Source organism: Klebsiella sp. PL-2018 (genome assembly GCF_019048985.1).
GTDB classification, from domain to species: Bacteria; Pseudomonadota; Gammaproteobacteria; order Enterobacterales; family Enterobacteriaceae; genus Klebsiella; species Klebsiella michiganensis.
On sequence record NZ_CP077673.1, the window covers coordinates 3759614 to 3777740 of the forward strand.

Annotated in this window: 16 protein-coding genes, 1 tRNA gene and 1 pseudogene; 11 read left to right on the forward strand and 7 right to left on the reverse strand. The window is 55.5% G+C overall.

The features are described 5' to 3' along the window. Window positions 1–114: 114 nt before the first annotated feature. On the forward strand, window positions 115–720 hold the full coding sequence (locus MKleb_RS17585) for a glutathione S-transferase family protein (protein ID WP_004852315.1): 606 nt from the start codon (window positions 115–117) through the stop codon (window positions 718–720). Window positions 721–841: 121 nt separating this feature from the next. On the opposite strand, the gene ldtA is transcribed toward MKleb_RS17585, so the two are convergent. From ldtA to nac, 3 genes are all read right to left on the reverse strand, one after another. Next, window positions 842–1783: a L,D-transpeptidase gene (gene ldtA, locus MKleb_RS17590; protein WP_025106067.1), complete on the reverse strand. Its 942-nt coding sequence runs from the start codon at window positions 1781–1783 to the stop codon at window positions 842–844. A gap of 78 nt (window positions 1784–1861) precedes the next feature. Further along, window positions 1862–2812 (reverse strand): HTH-type transcriptional regulator Cbl, encoded by a 951-nt coding sequence (gene cbl / locus MKleb_RS17595; RefSeq protein ID WP_014229985.1) that lies wholly within the window; start codon window positions 2810–2812, stop codon window positions 1862–1864. Window positions 2813–2918: 106 nt separating this feature from the next. Next, window positions 2919–3836, reverse strand: a complete 918-nt coding sequence (gene nac / locus MKleb_RS17600) for a nitrogen assimilation transcriptional regulator NAC (protein WP_004852321.1) — start codon at window positions 3834–3836, stop codon at window positions 2919–2921. A gap of 330 nt (window positions 3837–4166) precedes the next feature. On the opposite strand from nac, the gene MKleb_RS17605 reads away from it, so the two are divergent. After that, window positions 4167–4242, forward strand: a tRNA-Asn gene (locus tag MKleb_RS17605). Window positions 4243–4392: 150 nt separating this feature from the next. Here MKleb_RS17605 and MKleb_RS17610 read toward each other — a convergent pair. Beyond that, window positions 4393–4878: a hypothetical protein gene (locus MKleb_RS17610; RefSeq protein ID WP_014229986.1), complete on the reverse strand. Its 486-nt coding sequence runs from the start codon at window positions 4876–4878 to the stop codon at window positions 4393–4395. Next, window positions 4862–5683, reverse strand: a complete 822-nt coding sequence (locus MKleb_RS17615) for a winged helix-turn-helix domain-containing protein (protein WP_025106066.1) — start codon at window positions 5681–5683, stop codon at window positions 4862–4864. Before MKleb_RS17615 ends, MKleb_RS17610 begins: the two co-directional genes overlap by 17 nt. Before the next feature lie 803 nt (window positions 5684–6486). Between MKleb_RS17615 and MKleb_RS17620 the strand changes: the two genes are divergently transcribed. The 9 genes and pseudogenes from MKleb_RS17620 to MKleb_RS17660 all read left to right on the forward strand — a co-directional run bounded on the left by MKleb_RS17620 (window position 6487) and on the right by MKleb_RS17660 (window position 15139). Continuing rightward, window positions 6487–6987: a helix-turn-helix transcriptional regulator gene (locus MKleb_RS17620; protein WP_009653324.1), complete on the forward strand. Its 501-nt coding sequence runs from the start codon at window positions 6487–6489 to the stop codon at window positions 6985–6987. A 39-nt stretch (window positions 6988–7026) separates the two neighbouring features. Continuing rightward, a pseudogene (fimA, locus tag MKleb_RS17625) lies at window positions 7027–7566 on the forward strand (type 1 fimbrial major subunit FimA); the annotation flags it as partial. A 75-nt stretch (window positions 7567–7641) separates the two neighbouring features. Further along, window positions 7642–8181 (forward strand): type 1 fimbrial minor subunit FimI, encoded by a 540-nt coding sequence (locus MKleb_RS17630; protein ID WP_014838896.1) that lies wholly within the window; start codon window positions 7642–7644, stop codon window positions 8179–8181. Window positions 8182–8227: 46 nt separating this feature from the next. After that, window positions 8228–8938, forward strand: coding sequence for a fimbria/pilus periplasmic chaperone (locus tag MKleb_RS17635; protein ID WP_014229991.1), 711 nt, complete (start codon window positions 8228–8230; stop codon window positions 8936–8938). Window positions 8939–9012: 74 nt separating this feature from the next. Next, window positions 9013–11640: a fimbrial biogenesis usher protein gene (locus MKleb_RS17640; RefSeq protein WP_163586146.1), complete on the forward strand. Its 2628-nt coding sequence runs from the start codon at window positions 9013–9015 to the stop codon at window positions 11638–11640. Window positions 11641–11650: 10 nt separating this feature from the next. Further along, on the forward strand, window positions 11651–12178 hold the full coding sequence (locus MKleb_RS17645; protein WP_163586155.1) for a type 1 fimbrial adaptor subunit FimF: 528 nt from the start codon (window positions 11651–11653) through the stop codon (window positions 12176–12178). 12 nt (window positions 12179–12190) lie between these two features. Further along, on the forward strand, window positions 12191–12694 hold the full coding sequence (locus tag MKleb_RS17650) for a type 1 fimbrial minor subunit FimG (RefSeq protein ID WP_025106063.1): 504 nt from the start codon (window positions 12191–12193) through the stop codon (window positions 12692–12694). 17 nt (window positions 12695–12711) lie between these two features. Beyond that, window positions 12712–13617: a fimbrial protein gene (locus tag MKleb_RS17655; protein WP_163586145.1), complete on the forward strand. Its 906-nt coding sequence runs from the start codon at window positions 12712–12714 to the stop codon at window positions 13615–13617. Continuing rightward, window positions 13604–15139: an EAL domain-containing protein gene (locus MKleb_RS17660; RefSeq protein ID WP_196587672.1), complete on the forward strand. Its 1536-nt coding sequence runs from the start codon at window positions 13604–13606 to the stop codon at window positions 15137–15139. Before MKleb_RS17655 ends, MKleb_RS17660 begins: the two co-directional genes overlap by 14 nt. On the opposite strand, the gene MKleb_RS17665 is transcribed toward MKleb_RS17660, so the two are convergent. Then, window positions 15118–16446 (reverse strand): 6-phospho-alpha-glucosidase, encoded by a 1329-nt coding sequence (locus MKleb_RS17665; RefSeq protein WP_032720300.1) that lies wholly within the window; start codon window positions 16444–16446, stop codon window positions 15118–15120. The two genes, MKleb_RS17660 and MKleb_RS17665, sit on opposite strands and share 22 nt — an antisense overlap. Before the next feature lie 11 nt (window positions 16447–16457). Further along, window positions 16458–17990, reverse strand: a complete 1533-nt coding sequence (locus MKleb_RS17670; protein ID WP_163586144.1) for a PTS transporter subunit EIIC — start codon at window positions 17988–17990, stop codon at window positions 16458–16460. Window positions 17991–18127 lie beyond the last annotated feature (137 nt).

Below are 18127 nucleotides of genomic sequence, written 5' to 3' on the forward strand. Positions count from 1 at the left end.
CCGTAAGATACTGAAGATATTCGCCATGACGAATTTACTGTACTGTTTCTTCACCGCCGGCAATGAAGCATTAACCCCAGCCTATTTCACCAGCACAGGAAAACAGGAATCATGATGAAGCTTATTGGCATGATGGATTCGCCTTATGTAAGGCGTGTGGCGATTTCCCTTGAACTCTACGGCGTCGAGTTTGCAAGTCACCCGCTGTCCGTATTCAGCAGCTTTGAAGCCTTTTCCAGGATAAACCCTGCGGTCAAAGCGCCGACGCTGGTGCTGGATAACGGAATTCGCCTGATGGATTCGTCGCTGATACTCTCTTATTTTGAAGCCCAGGCCGCCCCGGGGCGCAAGCTGCTGCCGGTCGCGCCGGACGCGCTGGCAAGCGATCTGCAAACGCTGGGCTTTATTCTCGCCGCGGGTGAAAAGGCGGTACAAAATGTCTATGAACACAATCTGCGCCCGGCGGAAAAGCAGCATAATCCGTGGATAGCGCGCATCACGACTCAGCTGCTGGCTGCCTGCAGGGAGTGGAACAGGCTGCTGGAGGAGCGTCCGGCGGCCGCGGTTCCCGATCAGGTGGCCGTAACGAGTACGGTTATCTGGACCTTTATTCAGTCAACGATCCCTCACGTGGTTCATGCGGGAGACTTTAATCATATCCGGTCCGTTGCTGAATTATTTGAAACCCATAGCGCCTTTAAAAAACATCCCTTTAGCTAAAGCATCAGCTCAATGCGATGAAGCTAAACCCTGAACGTGAATCGCCACGGCAACCGATAGCGCCCGGCAACCACGGGCGCGTTATCCTGATGGAAGAAATCGCCTGGCGTGAGGGAAAGGGTTAAAAACCGCTACCGGCGTGCAGTGCTGCACGACCAATCTCCACCGGCATCCCTGAACGGCGTTCAAGCGCCTGCTCCGCGTGATTCACATCCACCCCCTCGCCCTTCACAAAGGCCTGAATCGCCGGCGTGATGGGGAGCGGCACCTTCCGGTCCGATTCATACTCCGCGCGGTTACGCGACAACGGTTCGTGAACTTCAACCCAGAGGCTGCCGTCCGGCTCGGCGGTATACTTCACCGGCTGGTCGATGATTTGCACGCGCGTCCCGACCGGAACGGTATCAAACAGGTATTTGATGTCGTCGTTACGCAGGCGGATGCAGCCCTGGCTCACGCGCAGGCCAATGCCGAAATTGGCGTTGGTGCCGTGGATCGCGTAGAGCCTGCCGATGTAAATCGCGTACAGGCCCATGGGATTATCCGGCCCTGCGGGCACAAACGCGGGCAGGCTTTCGCCACGGCTGGCGTATTCACGACGGGTATTGGCGGTGGGCGTCCAGGTCGGCGCCTCCTGCTTACGCTCCACGGCGGTGACCCAGTTACGCGGGGTTTCGCGTCCTGCCTGGCCAATGCCAATCGGCAGAACGTCAACCGTTGTGCCATCGGGCGGATAGTAGTAGAGACGCATTTCGGCCACGTTGATCACGATCCCGTTGCGAACCGTGGCGGGCAGGATAAGCTGCTGCGGGACCACCAGCGTGGAGCCCGACTTCGGCAGGTACACGTCGACGCCGGGGTTGGCCTCAAGCATATTACTCAGGCCCTGACCGTACTGAGCGGCGAAGGCCTCCAGCGGCTGGGTATTGTGTTGCGGAATGGTGATGGTCAGCGGGCTGCCCACCAGGCGGCTTCCTTCCGGCGGCAACGGATAGCTCACCGCCAGAGCGCTCTGGCTGGTGAGGATCATAATAAGAGAACAAAGCAGTTTCACACGCCGCACAATTTCCCTTCCTTTGTGGCGATAATCGTGAATGAATTATAGCTTCGTTTACTCTTTCATATCCGATTTATCATCCTGCTAAATCTGATAATCGATTGCGGCCTCTTCCGGCTCCATCGCCTGACGTTTAATTTCCTCCAGCGACAGCCCCGCGTTACACAGTTCAATAAAGCGCCAGACGTAATTTCGCTGCAGCTGACCGCGCTTCAGGCCCAGCCAGACGGTATTGGCATCGAACAGATGGCGGGTATCGAGACGCGTAAAGGTATCAGATTCCCGCGCGTCGCCTGACTGCTCCGCCACCAGCCCTACGCCCAGCCCCAGCTCGACGTAGGTTTTGATAACGTCGGAGTCCTGAGCGCTTAATACGATATCCGGCATCAGCCCTTTACGGTTAAAGGCTTCGTCAATACGTGAACGCCCGGTAATCCCCTGGCGATAGGTAATAAGCGGCCAGCGGGCGATGGCATCGAGGGTTAACGGCGTCACCTGGGTCAGCGGGTGATCTTTGGGGACCAGCAGGCTGTGGTGCCAGCGGAACCAGGGGAAAGCCACCAGCGTCGGGTCGTTGCTCAAGCGCTCGCTGGCGATGCCGATATCCGCGCCGCCGTTGTGCAGCAGCGCTTCAATTTCCTGCGGCGTCCCCTGAACTAATTCAAGACGCACGTCGGAAAAGAGTTCGCGGAAGGCTTTGATCACCGGCGGCAGGCTATAGCGCGCCTGGGTGTGGGTGGTGGCGATGGTTAAGACGCCGGACGCATCGTTGGTAAACAGGTCCGCCAGGCGACGAACGTTGCTGGCTTCATTCAGAATACGCTCGGCAATCGACAGCAACGCTTTGCCCGGCTCCGTCATCCCCAGCAGGCGTTTGCCGCGGCGGATAAAAATCTCGATCCCCAGCTCTTCTTCCAGTTCACGAATATGACGGCTGACGCCCGATTGCGATGTATAGAGCATATTGGCGACTTCCGTCAGGTTGTAATCCTGACGGGCCGCTTCACGAATAATTTTGAGTTGCTGGAAGTTCACCCTTTCCTCCGGGCTATCAGACATAACATATGCACTATTGTTAAAGTCTGTTGTCCCTGCTAACAAATAATAAAAACCAGCAACTTATTCCATTCAGGAATATAGCCTAACTGACTAACAATAATTCACGGTTTTCCAGCGACGGACGGCTCACCAGCGACATTAAAATTTCCTTAACCGCCTGCGCCTGCGGCGACAGACTGCCGCGTGCCGACATATTGACCGACAGCGACAGGCTCATTGACGGCGTGCTGATGCGCGCCATCCAGCCATTCGCCGCGCTGCACAGCGAACGGGCGGCGGACTCAGGCAGAACGGTGACGCCCATGCCGCTGGCAATAGCCGCCGTCAGGGTGGTAATGGATTCAATTTCGCCGATAATTTTTGCCGACAGTCGACGCAGAGTGAAGGCTTCGGTGACCCTTGCGCGAACGGCGCTGTAATCACGCGGCAGGAACAGATTCATTTCCGCAACCGCCGTCAAATCCACGCTCTGCCCCGGGCAATCCCGGGTTCCGACCAGGTAGAGATCTTCCTTCAGCAGCGGCTGACTGACGATCCCGGCGACCGGGGAACGTTCATAGAGCACGGCCATATCCAGCTGACCGTCGATAAGCTTATCGTTGAGGATCGTTCCGCTGCTTTCCTGCAGATAGACCATAACTTCCGGCAGCTCGTTACGCACCGTTTGCAGCAGCGGCATGGTAATGGCCGAAGCCGCCGTGCCCGGAGCCAGCCCAATTGACACCTGGCCGCTTAGCGTCTGACCGACGTTGTTAACCGCCAGCTGCGCCTGCTCGCACTGGCGCAGGATAGTCCGGGCGTGGGTGTAAAGGATCTTGCCCGCTTCGGTCGGCGTCACGCCGCGCTTGGTGCGGATCAACAGCTGCTGGTCCAGCTCGCCTTCCAGGGTCGCAACCTGCTGGCTCAGCGCCGGTTGTGCGATGTGCAAGACTTCAGCGGCCTGGGTCAGACTGCCGATATCGACGATTTTCACAAAATACTTCAGTCGTCTTAAGTTCATTTTGCCTCCTGTAAGGAACACCAGTACCAACACTGGCCGTTTAGATGCAGAAGGTTTTGCAATTTGCTTGCCAGCTTTTTTGCAGGGACGCAAATGCCGCTGCAGGCCGCGTAATAAGGGATACTGATAGCAAACCGCGATTTTGTTGCCCGGTAAGCGGATTGCGGTATGCCCCATTAGGGGTATAAATGCACCGCAACGGTGCACCCGGCGGCGCGATGCCGTAAAAACAGGCACTCTGCTGAAATTGTCAGCAAACGAACAAGTTAAGGTGATTCAGGCTTTGACAAGGGGAATGGTCATCGTTAATATGCGCCCCGTTCACACGATTCCTCTGTAGTTCAGTCGGTAGAACGGCGGACTGTTAATCCGTATGTCACTGGTTCGAGTCCAGTCAGAGGAGCCAAATTTAAGAAGCCTGCTTTCGAGCGGGCTTTTTGCTTTCTTACTCTCTCATTTCAGCCAGATCGTCTTCTTTAGTAACCCCCCGCACGCGTTCTGCAACCGCCTCACTCCTCTGGCTGTAACAGAGGAAAAACCCCATAACTTATTAATATCAATTGTTTACGCAAATAAACGAGGGTGAGTACAGGCTGCGGACGATCCAGCCATTTTTCATCTTTTGTATCTTAATATAGCGTCCCGAGTCCGGATCGGGGCTAAAAAAGACTTTTTGCATCATTCCCTCGATCATATTGTCGGCTTTCCGCTTCGAGATGGTCGTTTGGGTTAAGTGGTAAATGTTATTAGCTTTCTTTGCATAGATGAAATGATACGATCTTTCGACATTGTACTTGACGTTATCGACTATCACTTTTCCGGAAACGTCAAAATAACCGCTGTTATTTCCCCGCATCAGCAAGAAAGTTTTAAAGTTTGCATCAAAGCCAAATGAGCCCGATTCAATTCGCAAATTTGCGGAACAATCAAAATCGTTTTGCTGATGAAAATGATTTATCAGCCAGCCGCAAACAAAAACAGCAAATAAAATTGACAATAGAACATAAACGCTTTTTACCTTAACGTTATTCAGGAATTTCATAATCAGGCCTATAGTAGTTCTCACATGAATACAGCGCACCTGGTTTTATTTTTGAGTAGATACAGTGGGCCAAAAAAATCCTTCCCTCATTGGCTTTTAATACAGATTCCGAAATATTAAAGTAAAAAACGCTGTTGCCTAAGCACACCATTTTCTGCTTTGCGATCAGCTGGCGGACCAGAACCATCATCTTTTGCTGTTGCTCATTCGGTATGGCGTTAAAAGTTCTGACCGGGCAAGAATCAATGCTTCCCAGATAATAGCCTTCATCCTGGCCGGCCGCAAAAATCAGGCGATATCGGTCGGCACTCACGCTCCAGAAAAGGATAACCAACACAAATAGCGCAAGCAGCGCATAGCCAGACTTTTTTGCCCATCCCGCAGAAAATTTACGTGTTCCCTTATGTGTACAGCCGCTGCTGCTTAACGCAATAGCTTCCGCATCGTTTTCATTACGTATGACGGGGGCTGAATTATCCACCCTCTCAATCAGTATGCTCGCGGACACCATAAACCCAACCCGGGGCACGGTAACGATAATCTCCTCGACACAGCCCATATTCCTGAAGATGGCTCTCAGGTCAGAAATATATTTATTGAGGCTATGGCTAGAGGTCCGCAGCCCATGCGCATCCCAGACTTTTTCAAGTATCTCGTTCCTGTAAACCACATGCTCCCTGTGGTCTAAAAGGAACTTAAGCAGGCGGCTTGTGGTGGCTGTCAGCGTGACGCATGAGTCTTCATCGAGCCATATCAGCCCGTCATCGCTCCTGAAATGGATCGTTCCTTGAATTTTGTAGATCATAAACCAGCCTTACAAATAATCCTCAGTCGCACACAATCCGCACATCAGGCACATGCGCAGTATTTTATACTGATAATAACCTTAACTTTATTGTAAATTGAACTTTAACACCTAAAAACCAATAAAAGAGAATACATATAACTAAAAAAAAACACAATGCTATTATTGCCTTCATCGAAACACACGGCGTAACCAGGCCCATCTGAGCTAACCTTGCGCCTGAAACAATATAGACCACCAGAACATCATTCGGGATGTATGAGCTGAACGCGTCCTGAAGCTGTGAGAACCGAGGAGATAAATGATGATTAAATAATACCATCACGCAATTAACTACCTGATACATGAAATGACCAGGGATGATATTTTCACCGCCTGAATTAGCGTCCTGAAGACAGCGTAAAAGCGAGAATCCGGACACCTCTATAGGGATATACAAAGGCAGATAAAAAGAAATCTGATTGGCTAAAGATAAAGATGTCAGACGTTTATCAAGGAATGTTCCCTAAGAAAATTCCAATACAAAGAGTGTGCCTATTGTTTAGAGCTTAATGATAACTCAACCCTATCATTTTTAATTTACAAAAACCTAAAAAAAAACAAATTATAAACCTTTAACGCCATTTACAATGAAAATCACAAACAAAACACCCACAAAATGATAACTTTGTAGTGGTTACATCTTTTAGAGCCTCAGCTGCATGCCTCATTGAGACGGGTGATGTTAGATTACTCTCAATTCGCTGAATGGTTTTATTAACGATGAGTTAAAGGTCAACCCAAGGATGAGATCGCGTTCAGATATGAATCTATCAACTAATATTTTATCTAAGGATAAATATTTCACTCTGGGCCTGATTGAACTGCTTGGAGTAGAGTTTATTGACAATTTCTTTTTGATTATAGATTTGGACTCTAACGACCTTTCGGGTTCGGAGTGGATTTATTTTTCAAATAAAAACATTGTTGCCTTCGCATCCAGCGACTTAGCTTTTTATAAGTCCGAGCTATTTGAAAAAATAACCGTACTGGACAAAAAAAGTAATACCAGAAGCATCCTGAATTTCTTTTTAAAGAAAGAAACCTCAGGAAATTATCATACAAAGTACCGGCTAAGCCTGCGTGAAAAGCAGATGTTAAGCATGTTAAGCAGAGGGGAAAGCAACCAGGAGATCGCAGAAGAGTTTGGCGTGAAACTTAAGACTATTTATACGCACCGCCGCAACCTGATGAATAAATTAGGTTGTAAAAACAGGATTACGTTTCAAAAGTTATTTTTCAACAATAAATGTTTTTTTAAGTGAAGCATAGCTTCAGGATTATTCATAAACAGGAGTTTTATCATGAACAAATTAGCACTTATCGTTATTTCAGCACTGTCCCTGAGTTCTGCTGCGGCTCTGGCCGATACCGTTACGGTGAACGGCGGTACGGTGCATTTTAAAGGGGAAGTGGTTAACGCGGCCTGCGCGGTTGATGCTGGTTCTATCGACCAGACCGTTCAGTTAGGCCAGGTTCGTTCTGCAAAGCTGGCGACCGCAGGCAACACCAGCACGGCTGTCGGCTTCAATATCCAGCTGAATGATTGTGATACCACCGTCGCCACCAAAGCCTCCGTCGCGTTTACCGGCACGGCGATTGACAGCGCCAACCCAACGGTACTGGCCCTGCAGAACTCCGCCGCGGGCGGCGCGACTAACGTCGGCGTACAGATCCTTGACCGTACCGGTACCCCGCTGGCGCTGGATGGCGCCGCATTCGGCGCGCAAACCACGCTGAACGATGGCACCAACGTTATCCCGTTCCAGGCTCGCTACTACGCGACTGCCGCAGCCACTGCCGGTACCGCTAACGCTGACGCCACCTTTAAAGTGCAGTACGAGTATTTTTTTCATCAGGCAGGGAAGCGCGTCGGGCCAGGACGGCCCGTTATCCGAATAAGAGTAAGGGTGATAACGATGCAAAGAATGAAGTCTGGTCTGTTGATTTTATTGCTCCCACCGCTGGCGCTGGCAGGAAACCAGTGGGACACCATGCTGCCCGGCGGGAACATGCGCTTTCAGGGGATAGTCATTGCCGAGTCCTGTCGCGTTGAAGCGGGCGACCGGCAGATGACGGTCAAGATGGGGCAAATCAGCAGCAATCGGTTTCATTCGGCCGGGGAGGACACCAATCCCGTTCCCTTCGATATTCACCTGCAGGAGTGCAGTACCGCCGTGAGCCAGCGCGTTGGCGTGGCGTTTCACGGCGTCGCCGATGGTAAAAATCCGGACGTCCTCTCGGTTGGCGAGGGTCCGGGGATCGCGACCGGCATTGGCGTTGCCCTGTTTGATAAAACCGGCAGTCAGATCCCGCTCAATGCGCCCGCAGGGGCATGGACGCAGCTGCACACGGGGCCAACGACGCTGCATTTTGTCGCCAAATATCGTTCCACCGGGAATCAGGTCACCGGAGGAGCGGCAAATGCTCAGGCCTGGTTCTCCCTGACCTACCAGTAATCAGCGCCGGTAACAGGAATTCACCGTGAGAAAGAAAGAGATAAGCATGAAAAATAGACGGGCTACCACGCGCGGGATGCGCGGTTTACTGGCAGGACTCCTGCTGCTCTCTACCGCCGGTTTTACCGCTCAGGCGCAGGCCGGCGTGGCGCTGGGCGCGACCCGCGTGATTTATCCGGCCGGGCAAAAACAGGCTCAGCTGGCGGTGACCAATAACGACGACAGCACCTATCTGATCCAGTCATGGGTAGAGAACGCCGATGGCGCGAAAGACGGGAGCTTTGTCATTACCCCGCCGCTGTTCGCCATGCAGGGGAAGAAAGAGAATACTCTGCGCATCCTCGATGCCACCAACGGCCGGCTGCCGCAGGACCGGGAAACGCTGTTCTGGATGAACGTCAAAGCAATTCCATCGATGGATAAATCAAAGCTCAGCGAAAACACGCTACAGCTGGCGATTATCAGCCGTATCAAGCTTTATTACCGCCCGGCCAAACTGGCGCTACCGCCGGATCAGGCCGCGGAAAAGCTGAAGTTCCGCCGCAGCGGAAGCTCACTCACGCTGATTAACCCAACCCCTTATTACCAGACGGTCACCGAGCTCAACGCCGGAACCCGGGTGCTGAAAAATGCGCTGGTCCCGCCGATGGGCGAAGCCAGCGTCAGTTTACCGTCCGATGCAGGTCGCGAGATTACATACCGGACGATTAACGACTACGGCGCACTCACCCCGCGTATGAAAGGCGTCATGCAGTAACTGACCGGGGAGCAGCGCTCTCCCCCTGAACGAAAAAAATAACGATGGCCGGGCGACTTTGGACCGGAGGGACTATGTCACATCTGAAATATGGACTCGACCACTTGGGCTCCCGGCGAATGACTCCAGGATCTGCTCGCGTATTCGCGCAGATCCCTCTTGCCCTTTTACTTTCCTCACCGGCTTTTTACGCGCAGGCGGAGCTCTATTTCAACCCACGCTTTCTGGCGGACGATCCCGCCGCCGTGGCGGATCTGTCCGGTTTTGAAAAGGGCCAGGAGCTGCCGCCGGGTACCTATCGCGCGGATATCTACCTGAATGACGGGTATATGACCACCCGCGATATCACCTTTAATGCCGCTGAAAAGGGCCACGGACTGGCCCCCTGCCTGACCCGCGGACAGCTGGCCAGCATGGGCGTGAATACCGCGGCCATTGCCGGAATCGACGTGCTGGCGGCGGATGCCTGCGTACCGCTAACCGAGATGATCAAAGACGCCACCACCCGCTTTGATGCCGGGCAGCAGCGGCTGTATCTGACCGTGCCCCAGGCGTTTATGGGCAACCGCGCCCGCGGCTATATTCCGCCTGAGCTCTGGGACCACGGAATTAACGCCGGGCTACTGAACTACAACTTCACCGGCAACAACGTGCACAACGACGTCGGCGGCAGCAGCAACTACGCGTACCTGAACCTGCAGAGCGGGCTGAACCTCGGCGCCTGGCGCCTGCGCGACAACACCACATGGAGCTACAGCAGCAGCGGCAGTTCGACGACCAATGAAAACAAATGGCAGCATATCAACTCGTGGCTTGAGCGTGATATTACGCTACTGCGCTCGCGCCTCACGCTGGGCGATAGCTACACCAACGGCGACGTCTTTGACGGCATTAACTTCCGCGGCGCGCAGCTAGCTTCCGACGACAATATGCTGCCGGACAGCCAGAAGGGGTTCGCCCCGGTCATTCACGGGATTGCCCGGGGCACGGCTCAGGTATCGGTCAAACAGAACGGCTATGAGATCTACCAGAGCACGGTGCCGCCCGGCCCGTTTACCATCAACGATCTCTACGCCGCAGGCAACGGCGGCGACCTGCAGGTGACCATCAAAGAGGCCGACGGCAGCAGCCAGGTGTTCACCGTCCCCTACTCGTCCGTTCCGGTGCTCCAGCGCGAGGGCCATACCCGCTATGCCGTTACCGCCGGTGAGTACCGCAGCGGCAGCAATCAGCAGGAGAAACCGAAGTTCTTCCAGGGCACCCTGCTGCACGGCCTTCCGGCGGGCTGGACGCTGTACGGCGGCACCCAGCTGGCGGACCGCTACCGCGCCTTTAACCTCGGCGTGGGGAAAAACATGGGTGACCTGGGCGCGCTGTCGCTGGATATCACCCAGGCCAACGCCACCCTGCCCGATGACAGCGAGCATCAGGGGCAGTCGGTGCGTTTCCTCTATAACAAGTCGCTGACGGATACCGGCACCAATATTCAGCTGGTGGGCTACCGCTACTCGACGCGCGGCTACTTCAGCTTCGCCGATACCACCTACAGCCGGATGAGCGGCTACAACGTCGAGACCCAGGACGGGGTGATTGAAGTGAAGCCTAAATTCACCGACTACTACAACCTCGCTTACAACAAGCGCGGCAAAGTGCAGCTTAGCGTCACCCAGCAGCTGGGGCGCACCGCCACGCTCTACCTGAGCGGCAGCCACCAGACCTACTGGGGCACCGGCAAGGCCGATCAGCAGCTCCAGGCAGGACTCAACGCCGCCATCGACGATATCAACTGGACGCTCAGCTACAGCCTGACCAAAAACGCCTGGCAGCAGGGGCGCGACCAGATGCTGGCGGTCAACGTCAATATTCCGTTCAGCCACTGGCTGCGTTCCGACAGCAAATCGGCCTGGCGCCACGCCAGCGCCAGCTACAGCATGTCCAACGATCTGAACGGCAGAACCACCAGCCTCGCCGGGCTGTACGGCACGCTGCTGGAGGGCAACAACCTGAGCTACAGCATGCAGACCGGCCACGCCGGCGGCGGTGAGGGCAACAGCGGAGGCACCGGCTACGCGGCGCTGAACTACCGCGGCGGCTACGGCAACGCCAACGTCGGCTACAGCCGCAGCGACGGCATCAAACAGCTGTACTACGGCCTGAGCGGCGGCGTGCTGGCCCACGCCGACGGCGTCACCCTGAGCCAGCCGATGAACGACACGGTGGTGCTGATCAAAGCCCCCGGCGCAGACAACGTCAAAGTGGAAAACCAGACCGGGGTTCAGACCGACTGGCGCGGCTACGCCGTGCTGCCCTACGCCACCGAATACCGGGAAAACCGGGTGGCGCTGGACACCAACAGCCTGGCCGATAACGTCGACCTGGACGATGCGGTAGCCAGCGTGGTGCCGACCCACGGCGCCATTGTCCGCGCGGAATTTAAGGCCCACGTCGGGCTCAAGCTGCTGATGTCGCTCATCTACAACGGTAAGCCGGTTCCCTTCGGCGCGCTGGTGACTTCTGACGGCAGCCAGGCCAGCAGCATCGTCGCCGATAACGGCCAGGTCTACCTGAGCGGGATGCCGCTGGCGGGCAAAGTGCGGGCGAAATGGGGCGAAGGTCCGAACGCCAGCTGCGAGGCTGACTACAGCCTGCCGCCGGAAAAACAGAACCAGATGCTGATCCCGCTGTCCGCCGAGTGCCGCTAAGGAGACCATGATGAGAAAAACCCTGTATCTGCTGAGCGCCCTCGTATCGCTGGCGGTCAACAACGCCGGCGCGGCGGACAGCACCATCACCATCAGCGGCTACGTTCGGGATAACGCCTGCGCCGTGGCGGGTGAGTCGAAAGATTTTACCGTCGACCTGATGGATAACGCCGCGAAGCAGTTCCATGCGGTTGGGGCAACCACGCCGCTGGTGCCGTTTCGTATCGTGCTGTCGCCCTGCGGCAGCTCGGTTACCGCGGTGAAGGTCGGCTTTGTTGGCGTTGCCGACAGCATCAATACCGACCTGCTACAGCTCGACAGCGGCGCCTCAGCGGCGGCGGGGATGGGCGTGCAGATCCTTGACGCGCAGCAGACGGCGCTGCCGCTCAATGCCGCATCGTCAGCGATCCCCTGGACCACGCTGACCCCCGGCCAGACCAACACGCTGAACTTTTACGCCCGGCTGATGGCCACCCGGGTACCGGTGACCGCCGGACACGTTAATGCAACCGCAACATTCACGCTTGAATTTCAGTAACCGGAGGCGCTGATGAACCCGACCTATTCCGGATGGCTGCTGGCCGCGATGCTGGCGGCGTCCTCCCCGACGCTACAGGCCGCCGACGTCACCATTACCGTTAACGGCAAAGTGGTGGCCAAACCTTGTACCGTTTCCACCGTTAACGCCACCGTCGATCTCGGCGATCTCTATACCTTTAGCCTGGTCTCCGCCGGCGCCGCTTCGCCCTGGCACAGCGTGGCGCTCACCCTGAGCAACTGCCCGGTCGGCACGTCGCGGGTCACCGCCAGCTTCAGCGGTACGGCGGACGCCACCGGCTATTACAAGAACCAGGGTACCGCCGGCAACATCCAGCTTGAGCTGCAGGATGAGGGCGGCACCACGCTGAACACCGGCGCGAGAAAAGAGGTACAGGTCGACGACGCCACCCAGTCCGCCAGCTTCCCGCTACAGGTCAGAGCGCTGACGGTCAACGGCGGTGCGACGCAAGGAACTATTCAGGCGGTGATTAACGTCACCTATACCTACGCCTGAGCCAGGAGAACAGAGTAATGAAAAAGATAATCACCCTGCTGTTAACGCTGCTGCTGGCGGGCTGGTCGCTTAACGCCTGGTCGTTCGCCTGTAAAACCGCCGCCGGGGTGACAATCCCCATCGGCGGCGGATCGGCGAATGTTTACGTGAACCTCGCGCCGGCGGTCAGCGTCGGGCAGAACCTGGTGGTGGATCTCTCGACGCAGATTTTCTGTCATAACGATTTTCCGGAAACCATGATCGACTACGTAACGCTGCAGCGCGGCTCGGCCTACGGCGGCGTGCTGTCGAGCTTTTCCGGCACCGTCAGGTATAACGGTACCAGCTACCCGTTTCCAACCACCAGCGAAACGGCGCGTATGACCTATAGCTCCATTGTTGATAGCCCCTGGCCTACCGTCCTCTATCTGACGCCCGTCAGTAGCGCAGGCGGCGTCGCCATTTCCGCCGGGTCGTTGATCGCGGTCCTGATCCTGCGTCAGACCAACAACAAGGATAACGACGACTTCCAGTTCGTGTGGAACATTTACGCCAACAACAACGTCGTGGTGCCAACCGGCGGCTGCGACGTTTCTGCTCGCGATGTGACGGTGACGCTGCCGGAATATCCCGCATCCGCCGCCATTCCGCTGACGGTTTACTGCGCGCAAAACCAGAATCTCGGCTATTACCTCTCCGGCACCACGGAGAACGCGGGCAACTCGATATTTACCAATACCGCCTCAGCGTCCCCTGCCCAGGGGGTGGGCATTCAACTGACGCGTAACGGCAGCGTCGTTCCCGCTAACAGCACGGTGTCGCTAGGCAACGTGGGCACCTCGGCGGTCAGCCTCGGATTAACCGCCAACTACGCGCGCACCAGCGGGCAGGTGACCGCGGGTAACGTGCAGTCGATTATCGGAGTGACTTTTGTTTACGAATAATCTCCCGCCCCCCGGCGGCGGGCAGCCGCTCGTCGCTATCCTGTCGCCCTGTTCGCTGGCTGCCGAGGGGCTGAGGGGGATAATAGCGAAGGGAGGAGCCCGGCCCGTCGTGCTGCCCCCGGAGGCGCCGCCCCTGCCTGCCGGCGTTCGCCGCGTGGTGGTGTTTCTCCCGGAAGGCCCCGCCGGGCTACTGGCAACCCTGAAGCGGGCCGCCGCGCTGCTGGCGCGGTCCACCACGCCGCTGCCCATGCTGTTCCTGAGCCGCAGCCCAGCAAGCTGGCTGTGGCCCACCCTGGTGCATCAGGTCGCAGACCGGCGTTTGCTTACCGCCGTACGGGCCGCCGCTTCCGATTTGCCGGTCCCCTGCCTGGCGGCGCTGCTGCGCGACGCCGTGCTCGAAGAATACCCCTCTCTTGAGCAGCTGGCAGAGGATGAAACGCGAGCCCTCGGCAAGCGCCCCGCCGGGATCACCCGGCCGGAGCTGGACGCTATCCTCGGTTTACTCTGCGGCTACCGCGCCAGCGCTCAGGCTCAACGCCGCGGCATCAGCCACAAGACGCTCTACAATCAAAGAACCGCAGGATTAAAAAAAATGGTGGAACACCACCCTGAAATGGCCGCCCGCTTTCCCGGCAGCCAGATAAGAGACCAGAAAAGCGAGAGCATCGCCGCCCTTTCCGCTTTCGAGCGTGAACTTGTCCATGCGATCCACAGCCGCCATATTTTTCCGGTATTTCAGCCCATTACCGATGAACACCATCAGATAAAGGGAATGGAGATCCTCTCCCGCTGGAACCGAAACGGCAGCGTGCTGGCTGCCGGCGATTTTTTACCGCAAATACGCTCGGAATATGCCTGGCTGGTGCTCACCGCGTTTGTCCTTCAGGAAGCGGTGCAGAATATTAATCAGCATTCCGGCGAGTGTTATTTCGCCGTGAATATTCCCGCCGCCGTCGCCGGCAACGAGAACCTGCTTCGCATGATGGAAACCGCGCGCCAGCAGCTGCGTCAGCCGCACAGGTCGCAGAGGCTGGTGCTGGAGTTTGCTGAAAATACCGACCTCAACGGTCACGGCAAAATCGCCGAAAATATCGCCCGCCTGCAAAAGCGCGGCTTCCCTATCATGCTGGATGATTGCTTCTCGCAAAGCAGCGTGATGTTTCCGGTGCGCACGATGAGATTCAGCGCTTACAAGCTGGATATGAGCATCGTCAACGATATGCAGCGCGATCCGCACGCGCTGGCGCTGATCAGAAGCCTTATCTTCTACTGCCAGCTGACCGGCAGCCGCTGTATTGCCGAAGGCGTAGATAGCCTGGAGAAATTCAACAAACTGCAGGCGCTGGGAGTCGACCGCTTTCAGGGCAACTACCTCTCGGCGCCGGTAGGCAGGGAGAACGTGGCGGAGCTTCTTCACCCGCTTTCGGGCGAGGCGGAGCATCGCGCCGGCATCGCGATACCGGTAACGCCCGATGGGAAACATCGGGCATTGGCGACACCTCAGCGCAGCTCCGGCCAGTAGCCACGGTTGGCGACGATCAGTTCATCAAGGATAGCTTTTGCGACCGAAGCGCTGGGTACCGTTTTGGACAGGGTCATCGCCTGCCAGAGCTTCTGATAGCTTCCTTCAACCCAGGCGTCGACCACCAGTTTTTCAACCGCCACCTGCTGCTCCATCATCCCCTTTTGAAACAGCGGGATCTTACCCATCGCCAGCGGCTCGGGGCCATTAACGCCCACCAGGCAAGGCACTTCAACCATCGCGGTATCGTCAAAATTCGCGATAGCGCCGTTGTTTTCCACAATCAGCAGCATTCTCTCCTGGGTGTTAAAGGCAATGGCGCAGGCGAGGTCGACAATAAAGGTCGCATGCGCCCCGGCATGGAAATGCGCCTCTTTGGCACTTTGCCGGGCGACGATCGCTCTGGCCATATCAAACACCTCCTTCTCTCTCCCCGCCATCACTTCATTGGCGCGAGTAAAGTCAGGGTCTGAATGGGCAACCTCATAGTCGGCATAAAAATAGTACTTCAGATAAGTATTGGGTAACGTATCGGTATCCAGCGCAAAAACGTCCTTCACCTTTTTGAAGGTCTCAATCCAGCTCGGCGCTTTATGCTGAAAATCCTCTTTCGGACTGCAATAGCCCAGCTCGGCAACGTGGTTTTTTAACGCCGGCATTAAATCGTTGCCGGCCTTATCGGTAATGCTGGTCCACCAGCCGAAATGGTTGAGGCCAAAATAACGGACGTTCATCTCTTTACGCGATTTCAGCCCGAGAATATCGGCGAATAACCCTTCAATAGCCACCGGCATATCGCAGATATTAATAATTTTGGCCGTCGGGCGTAGTCGACGCGTGGCCTCGGCAACGATCGCCGCCGGATTGGAATAGTTGAGCATCCACGCGCCCGGCGAATACGTTTCCATGTAGTCAACCAGTTCAAGGACGCCGGCGATAGAGCGCATACCATAAGCGATACCGCCCGGGCCGCAGGTTTCCTGGCCAATCACGCCATATTTAAGCGGAATTTTCTCGTCTTTCTCACGCATCTCATAGAGGCCGACGCGAATATGTGCCATCACGAAATCGACGCCCGTAAAGGCTTCCTGCGGGTCGGTGGTGAAGCTAAAAGCAACGTGCGGATAATGTTCAGCCACCAGAATCGCACAGGCTTCGCCAATCACGCGCTGGCGATCGTGATGATTATCATAGAGACGAATTTCGCTTAACGGAAACCTGTCCATATTTTCCAGCAGCATCATAACAATCCCTGGGGTATACGTACTGCCGCCGCCGGCTATGGTTACAACGAATTTATTTTTCATCTTCCACCTCATTATTCATGTACATCTAAATAGCGATTCACGGCATTACGGATTTTATTAACCCCTAAACCATAAATAACCTGAACGTGATTGCCTTTGATAATGACGCTGGTACCGCCGCTGGTCTTCAGAATGTGTTCCTGAATTAATGCGGGGTCCCGCACGTCAACCCGAAGCCGCGTAAAACAGTTCTCGACCGAACAGACATTTTCTTTGCCGCCAAGGCCCAGAATGACCTGCTCGCCGGAAGCCCTGTCAGGCGCGCTTACGCTTGCCGGTTGGTTAGCCCCCTCCCCCTGCTGATCCTGGCCCGGCGTACGCATTTTGAAACGCAGAATCAGAAACTTACCGATATAAAACATCGTCGCGGTTTCCATTAGCCCCAGCGCGACAAACACAGGCCAGCGCGTGAGGTGCGCTCCCGCCGGAATGTTGTAAACAATAAAATCGATAATGCCGTTGGTGGCGCAGACCCGCACATCCAGCAGCCACGCCAGCATCTGGAAAAAACCGTCCAGTAATGAATAAACCAGCCATAGCAACGGTGCGGTAAAGATAAATAAGAACTCAAAAGGTTCGGTGATCCCCACCAGGAATGAAGTCACAATCAAAGGAATCAGCGTGATTTTCAACTTTTGCTTATTTTCCGGCCTGGCGGTTGTATAAAAGGCCAGGGCCATTCCGGCGGTACCGAAAATTTTCACCATACCGTAGGTGAGAAATCGCGCCGAGTCGCTTAACGGCCCAGCGCTATGGGCAATTTCAGCGAGGAAAATCGGTTTTGCCCCCACCACCGTCTGGCCATCAATCAACAGCTGTCCGCCAATGGAGGTAAAGACAAAGGGTGACCAAATCAGGTGGTGTAGCCCGGTCGGGATAAGAAAACGATTGAGAAAACCGTACAGAAAAACGCCGGCGGCACCGAAGGTTTTCATCACCCCGGTCAGCGCCGATATGCCATGTTCAACAATCGGCCAGACGTACACCGTGGCGATGGCAAACACGCCGACCAGCGGGATCATTACGATCAGAACCAGCTTGCTGTTGCCATAAATTGAGAATGCGCCGCGAAACTCGATATCGACAAAGCGGTTATGAATGAAAGCCACCGCGCAGCCCAGAATGATGCCAAGAAACACGCCCATATCAATGACCTGGAAGCCAAAAATAAAGGTTTGCCCGCTGCCGTAAAGCTGCGCGTTGCTGCTGCCGGCGGCCAGGCGCTGCGTCAGGGTTAGCCAACTATTATTCGCCGCCAGGTACATAAACCAGGTCATTGCGGCAACAAAAGCCGCTTCCGCTTTTCGGGTTTTTGCCAGCCCGCCGGCCAGCCCGAGGCAAAAGAAGAAGCCAAGATTGTTCATGATGGCCCAGAGCATGCTGGAAACGTATTTCCCCAGCAGATAAAGCGAGCTCTCCTCCGCGACCCAAATTTTATTGGTTGTCATACTAAACAACGCAATCAGCAGACCAATAACCGGCAGATACAAAACCGGCCCAATCATGGCCTTCGAAAAATCCTGTAATTTTTTTACCCCGATCATCCTCACCCCCTGTCCCGCACATCGGCCGTCAGCGCCCGATACATGCGTTTCAGCCTATGCGCCGGCAGACATAATTCAGAGCGGTGAAATCGTCATCTGTGATGAAAGTCATATCTCTCTCGCGGCAACAGATATAT

What these genes read in the sequence shown, in the direction of transcription:
- MKleb_RS17585 (WP_004852315.1), top strand. Translation starts at nt 115, where the DNA reads ATGAAGCTTATTGGCATGATGGATTCGCCTTATGTAAGGCGTGTGGCG.
- nac (WP_004852321.1), bottom strand. Translation starts at nt 3,836, where the DNA reads ATGAACTTAAGACGACTGAAGTATTTTGTGAAAATCGTCGATATCGGC.
- MKleb_RS17610 (WP_014229986.1), bottom strand. Translation starts at nt 4,878, where the DNA reads ATGAAATTCCTGAATAACGTTAAGGTAAAAAGCGTTTATGTTCTATTG.
- MKleb_RS17615 (WP_025106066.1), bottom strand. Translation starts at nt 5,683, where the DNA reads ATGATCTACAAAATTCAAGGAACGATCCATTTCAGGAGCGATGACGGG.
- MKleb_RS17620 (WP_009653324.1), top strand. Translation starts at nt 6,487, where the DNA reads ATGAATCTATCAACTAATATTTTATCTAAGGATAAATATTTCACTCTG.
- MKleb_RS17630 (WP_014838896.1), top strand. Translation starts at nt 7,642, where the DNA reads ATGCAAAGAATGAAGTCTGGTCTGTTGATTTTATTGCTCCCACCGCTG.
- MKleb_RS17635 (WP_014229991.1), top strand. Translation starts at nt 8,228, where the DNA reads ATGAAAAATAGACGGGCTACCACGCGCGGGATGCGCGGTTTACTGGCA.
- MKleb_RS17640 (WP_163586146.1), top strand. Translation starts at nt 9,013, where the DNA reads ATGTCACATCTGAAATATGGACTCGACCACTTGGGCTCCCGGCGAATG.
- MKleb_RS17645 (WP_163586155.1), top strand. Translation starts at nt 11,651, where the DNA reads ATGAGAAAAACCCTGTATCTGCTGAGCGCCCTCGTATCGCTGGCGGTC.
- MKleb_RS17650 (WP_025106063.1), top strand. Translation starts at nt 12,191, where the DNA reads ATGAACCCGACCTATTCCGGATGGCTGCTGGCCGCGATGCTGGCGGCG.
- MKleb_RS17655 (WP_163586145.1), top strand. Translation starts at nt 12,712, where the DNA reads ATGAAAAAGATAATCACCCTGCTGTTAACGCTGCTGCTGGCGGGCTGG.
- MKleb_RS17665 (WP_032720300.1), bottom strand. Translation starts at nt 16,446, where the DNA reads ATGAAAAATAAATTCGTTGTAACCATAGCCGGCGGCGGCAGTACGTAT.
- MKleb_RS17670 (WP_163586144.1), bottom strand. Translation starts at nt 17,990, where the DNA reads ATGATCGGGGTAAAAAAATTACAGGATTTTTCGAAGGCCATGATTGGG.